Here is a 15,159-nt window from a genome sequence, read left to right on the forward strand (position 1 = left end):
TTATAGGAGCTTATTGTTGTAAATTCGCAGTGAAATAACACAACAATTTAAACTATAAATTCCCTTATTCAAGGGGAAACAAAAACAAATTTTCTATGAAATTTTTTATTGATACAGCAAACCTCGATCAGATTAAAGAAGCTCAAGATATGGGTATTTTAGATGGGGTAACTACTAATCCATCTTTAATGGCTAAAGAAGGTATTACAGGTACAGATAATATAATGAAACATTATGTAGACATCTGTAATATTGTGGATGGAGATGTTTCAGCTGAAGTGATCGCTACCGATTTTGACGGTATGGTACGAGAAGGCGAAGCTCTAGCAGAATTACATGACCAAATTGTTGTAAAATTACCAATGATTAAAGATGGAGTAAAAGCCTGTAAATATTTTAGTGATAGAGGAATAAAAACGAATGTTACTCTGGTGTTTTCTCCAGGTCAAGCTCTCTTAGCAGCTAAAGCTGGCGCAACGTATGTATCTCCTTTTATTGGACGTTTAGATGATATTTCTACAGATGGATTAAACCTTATCGCAGAGATCCGTCACATCTACGATAATTATGCGTTTGATACTGAAATTTTAGCAGCATCTGTGCGTCATACCATGCATGTTATAGATTGTGCTAAACTAGGAGCAGATGTAATGACAGGACCTTTAAGTTCTATTTCGGGATTACTAAAACATCCACTTACAGATATAGGCTTAGAAAAGTTTTTAGCAGATTATAAAAAAGGGAACTAAAAGTATTAGAAGAAAAATAATAAACTTAAAAAGGATTTATTTAATAGATCCTTTTTTTTGTATCACATCTTTTAGTGTTATTTCAAAGTCATCACTAAAAATATTAACATTAGGGTGAATAATGTTAGCATTTCTATCAACAATAATTACTTTATAGAGATAATCAACAGCTAAAGTTTCTCTTGCTTCTGTTGGACTTTTAAAGCGATATTCGTTATCTAAATCAAACTTGTACTGGTTTAAAGTTTCTTTCCAATAACTTGCAGAATTATCATTGATATTAATAGACATAAATGCAATTTGCGGAAACTTATCTTTTAATTTATTTACTCGATAATGACTATTTCTATAATGCCTTTTTGCATTTGAAGACCAAAAATAAATCAATGTGGGTTTATTGACAACATCAGCAATGGCGTATTCTTCATTATTTACATTGATAATACTTAAATCAGGTAAACCTTTTCCTGGTTTAAGGTTATCCATAGAAGCCACAAGACTATTCATAGATTTTATATGATTTTCGTTTGTAGTTCTAGATAAATAATAAGCCATAATATCATTAATGTCTTCTTCGCTATTAGAATTATTTATAAACTCTCTAGTTTTATTCCTTAAGAGATTATTCTTAATAAATTTATTAGAGACTAGGCTATCTATTAAATTTAATTTCGCCTTATTATAGTAGATTTCATGCCTGTTAAATGCACTATGATAATTTTTATTATGGTAATATGGAATAAGCGCAATATTATCAAAGTGTGAGGATAAAAAGCGATTATAAGAAAGGAAGTTTCTTAAATGGGCAGCATCATAATCTACATCGTTTCTGAAGCTGTAAAAACTTTTAGGTAAATCTTTTACATGTACCATTTTATTAGCTCCGAAATAGATAAACGGATAGATTTCTTTATCAGCATAATTATGGTAATTGATATTGCCTTCTATAATAGATTTAGCATATTCAGAAATTGGCTTTTTTTCAAGAAAACGACTAAAGTGTTGTAACTCTTTTTCATGCCTTTTATTTATGAAAGTTTCAAAAAATTCAGGTTCTTTTTTACTATGCTTTACAAGACGTCTACTTTCTTTTTCATTACTTAAGAAAGTCTTTATTAAATAATTATTTTTTCTAGCACCATTTCCTGTAAATACTAAGGATTCATCAAAATCATAAGTATTTAGACGAAGCATAATACTATCTCCTGGTTCTAAAATAACCAATTGAAATTCACCACCATGTCTAAAAGAATATACACCAGTTTTTAGGTCCGATAGTTTATATATAAACCGACGATTATCATCTAGCATTAATGTATCACTAATCCCTAGCTCACGATTAAAAAGAATGACTTTATTCTCTTTAGGGTTAATAATTTCACCACCAAAATAAGCGTCGTCATTACTTTTGCTTAAAGGATTGTTTTTACAACCTATAAAACTTATAAAAATTAATAGATATATTAATAAAGATTTCACCTCTTTGATGATTATTTTTTATGGCGTTAAAAACAAAAATATGTTTTGAAGTCTTAATGTCTTGTTAATACCAAGTTAAATATTACTATCATTGGTATTTATTTCTTGTAATCATTAGAATTTTCTACTTTTGCAATCTCAAAAAATCAGCATGTATAGCTGTTGAGATATAACTAAAATAATAAATCATGTTATCAGTTTCTAATCTATCTGTTCAATTTGGAAAACGAGTGCTTTTCGATGAAGTAAATACGACGTTCAATAATGGAAATTGTTACGGTATTATTGGTGCTAATGGCGCTGGAAAATCTACATTTTTAAAGATTATTGCAGGAAAACAAGATGCAACATCAGGCCATGTGCATTTAGAAGCTGGGAAACGTATGTCTGTTTTAGAACAGAATCATAACCTGTATGATGAGCATACAGTTTTAGAAACCATTATAATGGGTAACAAACCTTTATTTGAGTTAAAAACTGAAATCGATGCTTTATATGCAGATTATACGGATGAAAATGCTGAAAAAATAGGTGAGCTTCAAGTGCAATTTGAAGAAATGAATGGATGGAATGCAGAGAGTGATGCTGCGGCAATGTTATCTAACTTAGGTATTAAGGAAGATTTACATTATATGATGATGAAAGATCTCGATGGCAAACAAAAAGTACGAGTACTTTTAGCACAAGCATTATTTGGAAATCCAGATGTGTTGATTATGGATGAACCAACGAATGATCTTGATTACGAAACAATTTCATGGCTAGAAAACTTCTTAGCCAATTACGATAATTGCGTTATAGTAGTATCTCACGACAGGCACTTTTTAGATGCAGTTTGTACTCATATTTCAGATATAGATTTCGGAAAAATTAATCATTTTTCGGGGAATTATACATTCTGGTACGAGTCATCTCAATTAGCTGCACGCCAACATGCACAGCAAAACAAAAAAGCTGAAGAAAAGAAGAAAGAGTTGGAAGAGTTTATTCGTCGTTTTTCTGCAAACGTTGCAAAATCTAAGCAAGCTACGAGTCGTAAAAAAATGATTGAAAAATTAAATATTGAAGATATCAAACGCTCTAGTCGTCGTTATCCTGCATTAATTTTTGAACGAGACCGTGAAGCTGGAGATCAAATATTAAACGTAAAAGGTTTAGCTGCTAGTATTGATGGAGAAACTTTATTTAAAAACATTGATATTAATTTAGCTAAAGGAGATAAAGTGGTTATTTACTCTAAAGATTCTAGAGCAACTACAGCATTTTATCAAATAGTTAATGGAAAAGCAAAAGCAGATGCTGGCGAATATGCTTGGGGAGTGACCACAACACAATCGTATTTACCATTAGATAATAGCGAATACTTCAATAATAAATTAACGCTTGTTGATTGGTTGCGTCAGTGGGCAACAACTGAAGAAGAACGTGAAGAAGTTTATATACGTGGTTTCTTAGGAAAAATGATTTTTAGTGGTGAAGAAGCCTTAAAAACATCAGATGTATTATCTGGAGGCGAGAAAGTACGTTGTATGTTAAGTCGTATGATGATGATGAGAGCTAATATTTTAATGTTAGACGAGCCAACAAACCATTTAGATTTAGAGAGTATTACAGCGTTTAATAATTCGTTAAAGAATTTTAAAGGAACTATCCTTTTTACCACACACGATCATGAGTTTGCACAGACTGTTGGTAATCGTATAATAGAGTTAACACCAAACGGTATTATAGATCGCTATATGACATTTGACGAGTATATGAGTGACAAGAAAATTAAAGACCAGCGCGAAAAAATGTATGCGGTTACAGCTTAGTTTATAGTGATAAAAATTTGAAGCTTTATTCAGAAATTTCCATTTCAGCTCTAACACGTTCTACAACATCTATGGCTTTGTTTAATTCTTCGTTATTTACGTATACTTCTTGGTAGCCACTATTTAAGGTGTCTTGGCCACCCAAACGCTGAGATTCTCCTTCATCCTTAATAATAGGGATAATACCAATAGCTTCTAGCCCATTTTTAATTCGTGTAACTAAAATGAAATTACCATCGTATACTTTTACATATTCTGTTGTGCTCATAACTATAGGTGTTAAAATTCCATAATAAGTTACAAAATTTTATTGAGATTATTGCTATATATGTAATAATATTTATTCAACATAACTATCAAAATAAATAAGTCTATAAATTTTAACTATTAAAAGATTAATTAAAAAAATATTAATGCTTTAGGGATGGCTTACTAAATACTTAATTTTATGCATTCAAAAATTATAAATCAATAAATAATATAATATCATGGATCATAGTAATGGAGGCGATATAAGCCAATGCCCATATTTTAATGGGACGCAAAAGAAGTCTGCTGGTGGAGGTACGAGTAACCGAGATTGGTGGCCTAACGAATTAAAATTAAATATTCTTCGTCAAAATGCATCAAAAAATAACCCAATGGGTGATGATTTTGATTATGCGAAAGCATTTAATAGTGTTGATTTTACAGAACTTAAAAAGGATGTTATCGCATTAATGACAGATTCTCAAGATTGGTGGCCAGCAGATTACGGACATTATGGTGGATTTATGATTCGTATGGCTTGGCATAGTGCAGGTACATATAGAGTAGGAGATGGACGTGGTGGTGCAGGATCTGGGACACACCGTTTTGCTCCTTTAAATAGTTGGCCAGATAATGGTAACTTAGATAAAGCACGTTTACTACTGTGGCCAGTTAAAAAGAAATACGGGAATAAAATTTCTTGGGCAGATTTAATGATTCTTGCTGGTAACTGTGTATTAGAATCTATGGGCTTCCCAACATTTGGTTTCGCAGGTGGTCGTGAAGACGTTTGGGAACCAGAACAAGATATTTATTGGGGTTCTGAAACAGGTTGGTTAGATAATGATGATCGTTATGATACTAGCGATGGTGATTTAGAAGGACATTTAGGAGCAGTACATATGGGATTAATCTATGTCAATCCTGAAGGACCAAATGGAAATCCAGATCCATTAAAATCTGCACATGATATTAGAATGACTTTTGGACGTATGGCAATGAATGATGAAGAAACGGTTGCTTTAGTAGCTGGAGGACATACATTCGGTAAAGCACATGGTGCTGCTGATCCAGATAAATATGTTGGAGCAGAACCACACGGCGCTTCAATAGAAGAAATGAGTACAGGTTGGAAAAACACATATAAATCAGGAGTTTTAGATGATGCAATTACAAGTGGTATTGAAGGTCCTTGGACACCAAACCCGACACAATGGGATGATTCTTTTTTCGATGTATTATTAAACAACGAATGGGAATTGACTAAGAGTCCTGCTGGTGCACACCAATGGACACCAACAGCAGCTTCTAATGCGCCAATGGCTCCTACTGCTGGAGGAACAGGAGAGCAAGCTTTGATGATGACTACGGCTGATATGGCATTAAAGGTAGATCCAGGATTTTTAGAAATTTCTAAGCGTTTCCATGAGAATCATAAGGCTTTTGAAGATGCTTTTGCAAGAGCTTGGTACAAGTTAACGCATAGAGACATGGGACCTATTCAACGTTATTTAGGTCCAGAAGTTCCTAGTGAAGAATTAATTTGGCAAGATCCAATCCCAACAGTAGATTATGCACTAAGTGATAACGATATTGACACGTTAAAGAAATTGATTTTAGCATCTGGATTATCAATATCTGATTTAGTAAGAACAGCTTGGGCTTCAGCATCTACATTTAGAGGATCAGACAAGCGTGGTGGAGCAAACGGTGGTCGTTTAAGATTAGAACCACAACGTAGCTGGGAAGCGAATAACCCTAAGGAATTAGAACGTATCTTAAATGTATATGAAGGCATTCAAAATACATTTAGCGGTACAATTTCTATGGCAGATTTAATTGTATTAGCTGGTGTTGCTGGTATAGAAGAAGCTGCTAGAAATGCAGGACATAGTGTATCAGTACCTTTTACGCAAGGAAGAGGCGATGCATCTCAAGAACAAACAGATTTAGAATCTTTTAATCACTTACAACCTTTAGCTGATGGGTTTAGAAACTATTTAAAAGCGGGTATAAAATTATCAGCTGAAGAGTTACTAATTGATCGTGCTAATTTATTGACACTTTCTATCCCAGAAATGACAGTATTAGTAGGTGGATTAAGAGTATTAGGAACTAATTTTGATGGTTCTAATCACGGAGTCTTTACAGACAATGTAGGAGCGCTTTCTAATGATTTCTTTGCAAATATTTTAGATTTCACATATACATGGAGTGCAACTTCAGACGATGATACTTTATTTGAAGGTAGAGATCGTAGAACAGGTGCTGTTAAATTTACAGGAACAAGAGCAGATTTAATTTTTGGCTCTAATACAGAATTAAGAGCTGTAGCTGAAGTTTATGGTGCAAACGACGGCCAAGAACGTTTTGTAAATGACTTTATTGCTGCTTGGAATAAAGTGATGAATTTAGATCGTTTTGATTTAAATTAATGATAAATAAATTATGAAAAAGAGGAATACGTTCAATATGTAACGTGTTCCTTTTTTATTTTAAACACATATTATGAATGCAACAGAACTCTTTTTTAATGCCATTCAAACTGGTAATGTCGCTAATGTAAAAGCACAACTACAGCACAATCCAGATTTGGTAAATGCAAAAGATGCAAGAGGTTTTACTCCATTAATTTTTGCAACGTATTTTGATAATGAAGCTATAGCTAAAATATTGATAGAACACAATGCACCTATAGATGCAAAAGACGCATCAGGTAATACCGCACTTATAGGAGTGTCTTTTAAAGGTAATGAAGCCATAATGCAGTATTTGTTAGAAAACGATGCAGATATTAATGCTAAAAATAATAATGGAGTTACTCCATTGATTTTTGCAGCAATGTATAATAAAGTAAATAGCGTTAAGCTATTACTAGAACATAATGCAGATGCCACTATTATAGATAATGATGGCAAAATGGCTATAGATTATGCTGAAGCAAAAGAGTTAAATGAGGTTATTGAGTTATTGAAATAATAACATTAATCACCAGGTTTATTACTAATAGTTACCTTATTTATTTTAGGTTGAAGAATCCATACTCCAATGAAATAAAACCATACTAAAAAGAAATCTCCAGCAAAATCGATAAAGCTTACTCTCCTTTTTAATTCAACTGTTTTTATTGTTTTAGCTACATAATATATGGTATGAAATATACAGAACATTGAAAATAAATGTAAAGGAATAATTATGGTTACTATCCATACGCCAGATCCATTCAAAATGTTGCTAAACAAACCTAACAAGTAAATCATTGAAAATAGAATATATACTAGAGGAATAAAGAAAAAGAATTTAAACCTTTTTATGTTCACTTTTATTTCAGATGGAATCATTTGATTTAAGCCGATGACAATTGACCAAAACCAACCGAATAGAACTAAAATTGAAAAAATAATTATTAGAGGAAAGAAACTAAAAAGGAAGATTGTACTGATAGAAGCGGAACTAGAGTGTATATTAGTTTCTATAACAAGTAAAATTATCATAACCAATTGAAAGATAACTGGTATTCCTAGAAAAAGAAGAAACAGAGACCAATGTTTAGCCTTTAGAAAGAAACGTACCATATACCATATAATCAATTAGTGAGTTTTATCTCTTAATCAACTGCCTAATCTTAATATTTAGAGCAGCGAATAATAGTGTTGTGAAAGGACTTAGCCAATTAAAAATAGCATATAAGAAATATTCGCCAACTCCAACACCGAGTACACTACTTTGGTAAGCTCCACAAGTGTTCCATGGAATAAGTACAGAGGTTACTGTGCCAGAATCTTCAAGTGTACGACTTAAGTTTTCAGGTGCAAGTCCTTTATCTTCATACGCTTTTTTAAACATTTTCCCAGGAATAACGATGGCTAAATATTGATCTGAAGCAATAGTATTTAATCCTAAACAACTAATAACTGTACTTGCAAATAACCCAAAAACAGTTGAGGCAAAAGACAGTAATGCTTTTGTGATTCGTGCTAATGCACCAATACCATCCATAACACCTCCAAAAACCATAGCGCATGTGATGAGGTATATCGTCCAAAGCATACCTTGCATTCCGCCAGCAGAAAACAACTCATTTAGCGCTTCATTATCTGTAGCGACACTTGTGTCAGTGAATATAGCATTAGTAATAGCTGAAACACTAGAATCAGATATAGTAGCAATAACGTCTGCTTGAAAAATAACAGCAAAAATAGCGGCTAGAATAACTCCAGAGGTTAAAGCTATTAGGGGTTTTGTTTTTAATAGAATTAATACAATAACAGTTACAGGAACAAGAAACAACCAAGGCGATATATTAAATGTATTATCTATAGATGCTAATAAATTACTGATATCAGTAGAGCCTGTTGGTTCTATGCTAGCACTAATAATTCCGAAAACAATTAAAGTTATAATAATAGTAGGTACTGTAGTCAATGCCATATATTTAATGTGTGTAAACAAATCGGTGCCAGCCATTGCAGGTGCTAAATTTGTAGTGTCACTTAATGGCGACATTTTATCTCCAAAATACGCTCCAGAAATTACAGCTCCAGCAATCATACCTGGCGAAATACCTAAAGCAGTACCAATACCAACTAAAGCAATACCTACAGTAGCAGATGTGGTCCAAGAGCTTCCTGTAGCAATAGAAATAACAGCGGCAATAATTACTGACGCAGGCAAAAATATTTCAGGACTTAATACCTGTAAACCATAATAAACCATGGCAGGAATAACACCGCTAATTAACCAAGTGCCAGCCAAAGCACCGACTAAAAACAAAATCATTATCGGAATAAAAACACTTTTAAGGTTTTCCCATACTTCAGAAATCATAATGCCTAGCGTTACTTTGTTATAAAAGCCAACAAGCGCTGCAAAACCACCTCCCATTAATAAAATAATTTGATTGGTATAACCACCAAACCATTCTTGATCTTCAGTAAAAAAAATATTATAGGCCAATAAACCCATTAGTAATACAACAGGAATTAGTGCTTCAATTAAACTTAATTCTTTATTGTTAATAATCTTTTGATCATCAATATCAATTTTTGAGATGTTATTATCGTCTTGCATCTTAGCTATTTTAGTGTTGTAATGTTACGATTTTGAATCACCATTTGCAAATCGTTTCAGTTGCTTACTTTTGTTATTCTAAATTTATGGATTCACTTACTCAAATCGTTTTAGGTGCTGCTTGTGGAGAAGCAGTATTAGGAAAGAAAATAGGAAACAAAGCTTTGCTCTTTGGTGCTGTTGGTGGTACATTACCAGATTTAGATGTCTTTATTGGTCCATGGTTGTACAGTAACGAAATACAAGCTATGGCTTTTCATAGGGGTTTTATACACTCTATTCTGTTTTCAATATTAGGAGCTTTCCTCTTTGGTTGGTTAACCCATAAACTGTATGATAAAGGGAAGCGCTTTGGCACGACAACATTAAAAGATTGGAGGTTACTATTTTTCTGGTCGTTGCTTACACATCCTATTTTAGATTGTTTTACACCTTATGGGACACAATTGTTTTATCCGTTTACAGATTACCGGGTTGCATTTAATACCATTTCGGTAGCAGATCCTTTATATACAATTCCATTTTTAATTGGTTTAATTGTAATACTATTTTATAAACGTCAGAATTCTAAACGTCGATTATGGCTAAAAATAGGAATAGGTATAAGTTCTGCTTATATGCTATTTACAATAGCAAATAAGATTTATATCAATCATATTTTTAAAGCTTCTTTAAAAGTCAATGATATAACCTATTTGCGCTATCGAAGTCAGCCTACAATTTTAAATAACATTCTTTGGTATGGAGTGGCAGAAACAGAAACCGAATATTATTTAGGCTTTTATTCGCTTTTAGATAAGAGCAATAGAATTACGGATTGGAAAATTATTAAAAAAGATACGATTGATTTAGTACCAATAAAGGATAAAGATTTAGCCACTTTAGCATGGTTTAGTAATGATTATTACAAAGTAAGACTAACAGATATTAAAGGAGAATATACCTATAGCGATTTGCGCTATCCATTATTAGACCCTGAAGATTCTGAAAGTTCTCTTTTTACCTTTAAGATTTTTAAAAAGAATGAGCGTTGGGATATGAAAAATAGTGGGCCAGACTTTGAAGAAGGTACTACAATCTCTGATGTATTTGGACCGATGCTAAAACGATTAAAAGGAAAATAATTATAGTTTTTTATACTAATACAGTTTTACCTTTAGTTTTAAGTATATTTAATGTTTCCATACAATCTCGCATCATAGTATAAGTACGTTCTATATCGGCATCTAAACCAATAGAAAAACGAATTAATCCATCGGTAAGTCCCATTTCTTCTTGTTCATTTTCTGGAATTTCAGATGATGTAGAGCTTCCAGGAGCACTAAATAATGTTTTGTAGAATCCTAAACTTACAGCTAAATACCCAAGGTTACGTTCTTGCATGAGCTCCATAAGTGCATTTGCTTTATCTAAAGAGGCTACATCTATGGTTAGCATGCCACCAAAACCATATTTCTCATTCATCATAGACTTAAACAATTGATGAGATGGATGAGATGCTAAACCAGGATACACGGTTTTAAGTCCATCATTTTCAAATTGTTTTGCTAAATACATAGCATTAGTGCTATGCTGTTGCATTCTTATATGAAGTGTTCTTAAATTTTTTAATACAGAAGCTGCTCTTAAACTATCCATTGTAGATCCTAAAAGCATAGCAGCACCATCGTTAACATTACGTAATTGATCAATAAATTCTTGTGTGCCACAAACAACACCTCCAACAGTATCTGAAGAACCGTTTATAAATTTGGTTAAGCTATGAATTACAACATCAGCACCTAATTCTACAGGAGAGATCGACAATGGTGAAAAGGTATTATCGACAACAAGTTTTAGATTATATTTTTCTGCTAATTCAGCTAAACCTTTAATATCAGCGACTTCAAGAAGTGGATTACTCACAGATTCGCAATACAGTATTTTAGTTTTTGGCGTAATTGCAGCTTCAACAGTATCTAATTTTGTAATATCTACAAATGTTGTGTTTATGCCTAAACGTGGTGCAAAGTTCTTTAAAAACGCATAAGTACCTCCATAAATAGTTCTGCTACTTACTACATGTTCTCCAGCTTCACAAAGTTGTAATAATACAGGTGTAATAGCACCCATTCCAGAAGCAGTGACATTAGCAGTTTCTGTACCTTCCATAGCAGCTAGAGCTTCGCCTAAATACAAATTAGAAGGTGTAGAGTGTCTTGAATATAAATAACAACCATCGGCATTACCTTCAAAAGTGTCAAACATTGTTTTTGCAGATAAAAAGGTATATGTTGATGAATCTGAAATAGAAGGATTTACGCCACCAAATTCTCCAAAGTATTGTAAATCTTGTATGTTGTTTGCAGGTTTAAAAGCCATAATAGTTGTTTTATTTAATTATGTCAAAATTCATAATAAATAGATTATAAATCAATACTTTTATAATGGTGTAGATTTAAAATCTAAAATAATATAATTATATAGTTTTATTTTCATTAAATTTGTTTGTAATTAATTGTATTCCGAAAAATATTCACTTATGGTATTTGATGCAACAGATAAACACTTATTGCAATTATTGCAAACCGATAGTAAGCAAACCAATAAAGCATTAGCAAACCAGCTTAACTTGTCGGTTACTGCTGTATATGAGCGTATAAGAAAGTTAGAAAATCAAGGAGTTATAAAACGGTATGTCGCTTTAGTAAATAAAGAAACGGTACAAAAAGCTTTTGTAGCCTTTTGTCATATAAAACTAGTAAAACATGCACAAGACTATGTGATGCGTTTTGAACGTGAAGTTGCAAAAATTGATGAAATCTTAGAGTGCTACCATATCAGTGGAGATTACGATTATTTGTTAAAAGTACTTGTAGAAGATATGGAAGCTTTTAGAGAGTTTATGGTTAAAAAACTCACAAATATTGATCATATAGGCAGTACGCATAGTATGTTTATGATTAATGAAGTAAAACACACTACAGCTATTACCATTTAAAATGCTACAGAAAACCAATTATAAACTTGCCGAATTATTTATTCTCTTTGTTTTAGCACCAATAAGTTTGGTATTAGATATTCCGATTTGGTTTAAACTAGGGTTTGGGCTCTTAGGGTTTATCTATATAATTGTGCTTTTATTGATAGTAGAGAAAAATAAATTCAGAATTGCTAAAAACCTCAATTGGAAAGTTTTTTGGAAACGCACATTTATACAACTTCTAATTATTGCATTTTTAACCACATTATATGTTTGGTTTGTAGATAAAGAAAATCTTTACATAGTAGTTATAAATAAACCTAAACTCTGGTTATTTATATTGTTTTTTTATTCGGCCTTTTCAGTATATCCACAAGAATTAATTTACAGAACTTTTTATTTTCAGCGTTATCAACCACTTTTTAAAAATGAAAACATATTTATTATTATCAATGCTATTTTGTTTTCATTAGCACATTTATTTTTTAGAAATACATTAGTTATGATTTTAACCTTTATTGGTGGCATATTATTTGCATTGTCCTACAAAAAAACAAAATCAACACTTTTAGTATCTATAGAGCATGCTATTTACGGGTGTTGGTTATTTACAGTAGGAATGGGAGCAATGCTTGGTTTTCCTTCTTGAGTTGATGACACCTAATACTTTTATGTATACTTACTTTAAGCAAGAATATGTATCTTAGCTAGTAATTAATTTAGTTAATTATGAGAAATTACATCAAATTAATTATCGTAATAATATGTGTTAATACTAATCTTACTTGGTCTCAAAATCAACAAAGGCAGAAATATATAGATAGCCTTATAAATATAGCAGAGACTTCAACCGATACAATTCAAAGGATACAAACTTATGGGAGGCTTTTTGAGCAGTTACAGTTTGGAGAACCAGATTTAGCATATTCATATACAAAGAAAGAGCTAAAATTATCAGAAAAAATAGATTATAAAAGAGGCATTGCTGGTGCTAATTTTCATTTCGCAGACTTTCATAAATTTAGAGGAAATATAGATTCTGCAAAGTATTATTACAATACAGCAGAAAAATTATTTAAAAGTGCAAATAGTTTAATAGGCGAATTGTTTGTAAATCATTCTAGAGCAGGTTTAGAAAAAGATTTAGGCAATTATAAAGAAGCTTTGTCTTATGCGTATAGAAATATTGACATCTATAAACAAAGAGATACTAGTGCAACAGATTTAAGGAGAACGTTCAACTTAATAGGTTCAGAATATGAATTAATTGGAGAGATACATATTGAGTTAGGAAATTATAGAATAGCACTGAATGAAACGTTAAAAGCGTTAAAGTTTTTTAAAGAAAAAAATGACATTATTAGAAGTGCTGATGCATTAAAACAACTAGGTGATATAGAGGTTAATCTTAATAATCTAAATAAAGCTAATGACTATTATAACGAAGCTTATAGCATTTATGATGATTATAACGATATCACTTATAAGACATTTGTAGCCTTAAGCATTGGAAATGTATATTTAGATCAGAATAAATTGAAATTGGCTGAGAAGTTTTTTAATGAAGCTTTGAAATTGTCTATTGCCAATAATGCTAAGTCTGAGGAAGGGACATCTTTAATAAGTTTAGGAAATTTAAATGCTAAACTTAAAAAGTATAAAACAGCTCAAGACTTATTAATAAAAGGTAATACTATTGATCAAGGTTTAGGATTTAAAAGCAGTGTGTCTAGTAATTTGATGGACTTGGCAAATGTTGAAATTAAATTAGGTAATACCTTTAAAGCGTTGCAGTATACTAACGAATCAATCAATATTTCAAAAGAATTAAATACAAAAAATACACTTTCTAGAGGTTATTATTTAAGATCATTAATATACGAAGATCTAAATAATACAAACGCAGCATTTCAAGATTTTAAGCAATATAAAACCATAAATGATTCTATTTATAATACAACAAAATCTCAGCAGATAGAAGAACTTAAAACAATTTACGAAACAGAAAAAAAAGAAGATCAAATTGTATTTCAAAAAAATGAAATCGATTTATTAGAGCAAAAGGCTAAAGTAAGTACCTTACAAAAGGTGCTTTTGGGTGGTGGCTTAATTTTATCATTATTAGCCATAAGTTTTGGTTTCTATGGGTTTAGACAAAAAATAAAAAGAGCTAAATTAGAAAAACAAAAGTTAGATACAGAACTCGATTTTAAAAAGAAAGAATTAACCACACATGCGTTGCATCTAGCAAAAAAGAATGAAATATTAGAAAGTTTAAAACAAAAAGCTGAAGAGTTTAAAGATTTAGAAAGCAGTTCAACGGGCTATCAACAACTCATACGCACCATTAATTTTGATCTTAAAGATGATAAAAACTGGAATAATTTTGCACGTTATTTTGAAAGTGTACACAAAGGTTTTAATACTAAAGTAGTACATAAATATCCGCAAATAACACCAAATGAACTTCGGTTATTATCACTTTTAAAGATGAATTTATCTTCAAAAGAAATTGCTAACATTTTAAATATTTCTTCAGAAGGAGTTAAAAAAGCACGTTATAGACTTCGTAAAAAAATGAATTTAACTTCGGAAAATTCATTACAGAACCTTGTTTTTGACCTTTAAAAAACGCATCGCTATAACAATTCTTATTATTAGCATATTGACTTAATCAATTGATTATTAATTTTTTAAAATTTAAATTTCAATTGTCCACCCTTTGTCCACTTCTGTTTTTTTAATATATATCCTTCAAGATTTAGGTTTGCGGTGTCATTGAATTGACAAAGCAGTTTTGTGGACTTGTTCGGTTAAAGGCTGCAGACTTTTTTCC

General features: G+C 31.5%; 13 protein-coding genes. 8 read left to right on the plus strand and 5 right to left on the minus strand.

Going from position 1 to position 15,159, the window contains the following annotated elements:
• Positions 1-95 precede the first annotated feature (95 nt).
• The gene (fsa, locus tag K8Z87_RS03415; protein ID WP_227476078.1) at positions 96-749 is read left to right on the plus strand and encodes a fructose-6-phosphate aldolase; all 654 of its coding nucleotides are present in this window, start codon (positions 96-98) and stop codon (positions 747-749) included.
• Between the two features lie 36 nt (positions 750-785).
• Here fsa and K8Z87_RS03420 read toward each other — a convergent pair whose 3' ends face one another.
• Positions 786-2,228 (minus strand): TlpA family protein disulfide reductase, encoded by a 1,443-nt coding sequence (locus K8Z87_RS03420; protein ID WP_227476079.1) that lies wholly within the window; start codon positions 2,226-2,228, stop codon positions 786-788.
• 188 nt (positions 2,229-2,416) lie between these two features.
• Between K8Z87_RS03420 and K8Z87_RS03425 the strand changes: the two genes are divergently transcribed.
• On the plus strand, positions 2,417-4,042 hold the full coding sequence (locus tag K8Z87_RS03425) for an ABC-F family ATP-binding cassette domain-containing protein (RefSeq protein ID WP_227476080.1): 1,626 nt from the start codon (positions 2,417-2,419) through the stop codon (positions 4,040-4,042).
• A gap of 25 nt (positions 4,043-4,067) precedes the next feature.
• On the opposite strand, the gene K8Z87_RS03430 is transcribed toward K8Z87_RS03425, so the two are convergent.
• Positions 4,068-4,310, minus strand: coding sequence for a putative signal transducing protein (locus K8Z87_RS03430; RefSeq protein ID WP_227476081.1), 243 nt, complete (start codon positions 4,308-4,310; stop codon positions 4,068-4,070).
• Positions 4,311-4,530: 220 nt separating this feature from the next.
• On the opposite strand from K8Z87_RS03430, the gene katG reads away from it, so the two are divergent.
• Together katG and K8Z87_RS03440 are read left to right on the plus strand one after the other, a co-directional pair.
• Positions 4,531-6,726, plus strand: coding sequence for a catalase/peroxidase HPI (gene katG / locus K8Z87_RS03435; protein ID WP_227476082.1), 2,196 nt, complete (start codon positions 4,531-4,533; stop codon positions 6,724-6,726).
• A gap of 73 nt (positions 6,727-6,799) precedes the next feature.
• Positions 6,800-7,270 carry an ankyrin repeat domain-containing protein gene (locus K8Z87_RS03440; protein WP_227476083.1) on the plus strand — a complete coding sequence of 157 codons (471 nt, stop codon included), beginning with the start codon at positions 6,800-6,802 and terminating at the stop codon, positions 7,268-7,270.
• Between the two features lie 5 nt (positions 7,271-7,275).
• Here the strand turns inward: K8Z87_RS03440 and K8Z87_RS03445 are convergent, their stop codons facing one another.
• On the minus strand, positions 7,276-7,551 hold the full coding sequence (locus tag K8Z87_RS03445; RefSeq protein ID WP_227476084.1) for a hypothetical protein: 276 nt from the start codon (positions 7,549-7,551) through the stop codon (positions 7,276-7,278).
• 340 nt (positions 7,552-7,891) lie between these two features.
• Positions 7,892-9,361: a Na+/H+ antiporter NhaC gene (nhaC, locus tag K8Z87_RS03450; RefSeq protein ID WP_227476085.1), complete on the minus strand. Its 1,470-nt coding sequence runs from the start codon at positions 9,359-9,361 to the stop codon at positions 7,892-7,894.
• Between the two features lie 86 nt (positions 9,362-9,447).
• Between nhaC and K8Z87_RS03455 the strand changes: the two genes are divergently transcribed.
• Entirely contained in the window at positions 9,448-10,485 is a 1,038-nt protein-coding gene (locus K8Z87_RS03455) for a metal-dependent hydrolase (RefSeq protein WP_227476086.1), read from the plus strand.
• Between the two features lie 10 nt (positions 10,486-10,495).
• On the opposite strand, the gene K8Z87_RS03460 is transcribed toward K8Z87_RS03455, so the two are convergent.
• Positions 10,496-11,722: an aminotransferase class I/II-fold pyridoxal phosphate-dependent enzyme gene (locus K8Z87_RS03460; protein ID WP_227476087.1), complete on the minus strand. Its 1,227-nt coding sequence runs from the start codon at positions 11,720-11,722 to the stop codon at positions 10,496-10,498.
• Positions 11,723-11,882: 160 nt separating this feature from the next.
• Here K8Z87_RS03460 and K8Z87_RS03465 point away from each other — a divergent pair, with 160 nt between their 5' ends.
• The 3 genes from K8Z87_RS03465 to K8Z87_RS03475 all read left to right on the plus strand — a co-directional run bounded on the left by K8Z87_RS03465 (position 11,883) and on the right by K8Z87_RS03475 (position 14,951).
• Positions 11,883-12,341, plus strand: coding sequence for an Lrp/AsnC family transcriptional regulator (locus K8Z87_RS03465; RefSeq protein WP_227476088.1), 459 nt, complete (start codon positions 11,883-11,885; stop codon positions 12,339-12,341).
• Between the two features lies 1 nt (position 12,342).
• Positions 12,343-12,972: a CPBP family intramembrane glutamic endopeptidase gene (locus K8Z87_RS03470; protein WP_227476089.1), complete on the plus strand. Its 630-nt coding sequence runs from the start codon at positions 12,343-12,345 to the stop codon at positions 12,970-12,972.
• A gap of 80 nt (positions 12,973-13,052) precedes the next feature.
• Positions 13,053-14,951, plus strand: a complete 1,899-nt coding sequence (locus K8Z87_RS03475) for a tetratricopeptide repeat protein (RefSeq protein WP_227476090.1) — start codon at positions 13,053-13,055, stop codon at positions 14,949-14,951.
• Positions 14,952-15,159: the final 208 nt, after the last annotated feature.

It is taken from the genome of Winogradskyella immobilis (assembly GCF_021887715.1).
In the GTDB taxonomy this organism is placed as follows: Bacteria; Bacteroidota; Bacteroidia; order Flavobacteriales; family Flavobacteriaceae; genus Winogradskyella; species Winogradskyella immobilis.

Bases quoted from the DNA above. Each gene is read 5' to 3' on its own strand.
- K8Z87_RS03460 (WP_227476087.1), bottom strand. From the start codon at position 11,722: ATGGCTTTTAAACCTGCAAACAACATACAAGATTTACAATACTTTGGA.
- K8Z87_RS03465 (WP_227476088.1), top strand. From the start codon at position 11,883: ATGGTATTTGATGCAACAGATAAACACTTATTGCAATTATTGCAAACC.
- K8Z87_RS03430 (WP_227476081.1), bottom strand. From the start codon at position 4,310: ATGAGCACAACAGAATATGTAAAAGTATACGATGGTAATTTCATTTTA.
- K8Z87_RS03455 (WP_227476086.1), top strand. From the start codon at position 9,448: ATGGATTCACTTACTCAAATCGTTTTAGGTGCTGCTTGTGGAGAAGCA.
- K8Z87_RS03440 (WP_227476083.1), top strand. From the start codon at position 6,800: ATGAATGCAACAGAACTCTTTTTTAATGCCATTCAAACTGGTAATGTC.
- K8Z87_RS03445 (WP_227476084.1), bottom strand. From the start codon at position 7,551: ATGATTTACTTGTTAGGTTTGTTTAGCAACATTTTGAATGGATCTGGC.
- K8Z87_RS03425 (WP_227476080.1), top strand. From the start codon at position 2,417: ATGTTATCAGTTTCTAATCTATCTGTTCAATTTGGAAAACGAGTGCTT.
- K8Z87_RS03475 (WP_227476090.1), top strand. From the start codon at position 13,053: ATGAGAAATTACATCAAATTAATTATCGTAATAATATGTGTTAATACT.
- fsa (WP_227476078.1), top strand. From the start codon at position 96: ATGAAATTTTTTATTGATACAGCAAACCTCGATCAGATTAAAGAAGCT.
- katG (WP_227476082.1), top strand. From the start codon at position 4,531: ATGGATCATAGTAATGGAGGCGATATAAGCCAATGCCCATATTTTAAT.
- K8Z87_RS03470 (WP_227476089.1), top strand. From the start codon at position 12,343: ATGCTACAGAAAACCAATTATAAACTTGCCGAATTATTTATTCTCTTT.
- nhaC (WP_227476085.1), bottom strand. From the start codon at position 9,361: ATGCAAGACGATAATAACATCTCAAAAATTGATATTGATGATCAAAAG.